1 protein-coding gene is annotated in these 1,793 nt (G+C 38.7%); it reads right to left on the bottom strand.

Annotated elements, in window-relative coordinates; genetic code table 11:
• On the bottom strand, positions 1–640 hold a 640-nt coding region (locus ACFIK8_RS08945; RefSeq protein WP_375669214.1), incomplete at its 3' end, for a ribonuclease HII.
• Between the last annotated feature and the right edge of the window lie 1,153 nt (positions 641–1,793).

Raw genomic sequence — 1,793 nt, 5'->3', positions numbered from 1 at the left:
GTGGTGCAAAGCTATAACGATGTAATCCCACAACTGGCCCATATTTATCAAGGGCAATACGGTGTGCTAGTGTTGCATAACCTACATGTTTCTCTAAACCATAGTTTTTATAAATCTGTCCAGCGCATTTCATCATGCGATCACGCGTTACTTTTGCAATAATCGATGCTGCTGCAATTGAAACCGAATGTTGATCACCTTTAATCAAAGCAGTTGCTGGACATGGTAGCTGGAAAGGAATATCGCGTCCATCAATGAGCGCATAATGAGCTGGAATTGCTAACCCTATAACACAACGACGCATTGCTTCTAAAGTTGCTTTTCTAATATCAGATTGATCAATCGTACGGGCACAAAGACTCGCAATCGAAACTGCTAATGCGCTTTGCAAAATTTCACAGTAAAGTTCATTACGTCGTTGGGCAGAAAGTTTTTTTGAATCATTCAATCCATCCGGAACATGGTCTTTATCCAAAATAACTGCTGCTGTTACCACAGGCCCAGCGAGAGGACCGCGTCCAACTTCATCAACACCCGCTATATGAAAGAACCCCTGTTTCTGCAAATCCAATTCGCATGAAAAATTTGGCTTAAGTGGTAAATTAAACAAATCTGGTAAGTTATCGAAACGGTGAGACATGAATCTATTTTTGCACTGCAACCTGTTTTCTGCAAGCCCTACAGAAACAATAGCTCACCAAACGTATCATTACGCCCCCCACGCAAACACAAAAAGAAAGAACTAAGCTCATGAAATGTCTCATAGATATCAAATTTTCTTAAATATTATCCACCACATTTTACATAGCATCATGTGAACCTGAAAAATACAACCCTCATAAAAATTACCTAGCTATTGTTACACAGTATTATCACCCTAAGAAAATTTCTTATTTTTATTTACCTATTTTCATTTGTGCACCTCACTCTCTAATTCAGAGCGCGATTAAAGCATAACTAAGAATCCCATAAAAAAGCAGCCTTTTATCCCATTTAAGGAGATACGTTTGAAATATTCGCATTTATTAAAAGTAACTTCCATAAAGTGGCGTTCTCTGGAAAAATGTTCAACATCGTCATGCACTGTCCTCTTGTTTAAGCAGAAAGGAAAATGACAGAAAAACAGTCTTGCTTCCTCACTCCTTCTCTTTGCTACCTTTGAACATAACCATTCTCAAAATAACTGATGTATTTTCACCACTATCAATAAGCTAAGCTGCTTGAGCAGCGTCATGTCTGGTCTCTGTCGTCAAGAAAAAATGGAAAGCTTGACGCACAGCATCCATCACAATATGACCTTTCGTTATCAAATCTTGGCTCACTTTTGCCAACACTGCCCTTTCATGCTGATGTTCTCTATAGTCCTGCTCAACAATCTATAGCTTCCAGCACACAGATGTATCTGAGAAAAGGTGATATCGTTCTCACAGCTTCACCATCATAACCTATAGTTCTTGAAAAGCATTACCAAAACCAGTTGTGAGGATTCTTTTCTGACACCAGATTTCATAACTCTTAGTGATGAAGGCTCCACCTTTATCTTGAGGGGTAAAGCAAATTCTTGCCTTTGAAACTCCGTTTTAAAATAAAATGAACATCTTCAATAAAACGATGGGTAAAATTTTCAGCCCTCATACGATCTGAAAGACTTAGCCTCCATAAACGATCAATCCTTTACCAATACTTGATTAGCTATTGAGGTCATACTTCTTCCCCGTAACACTGCTGTTCTTAACAAATGGGACGTGACCATCACTCTACCTGCTTCTCTCGTTTAAATTAAATGCACAGAA

The organism is Bartonella sp. MR168JLCBS (genome assembly GCF_042194175.1).
This window is presented reverse-complemented; position numbering and strand designations above follow the sequence as displayed.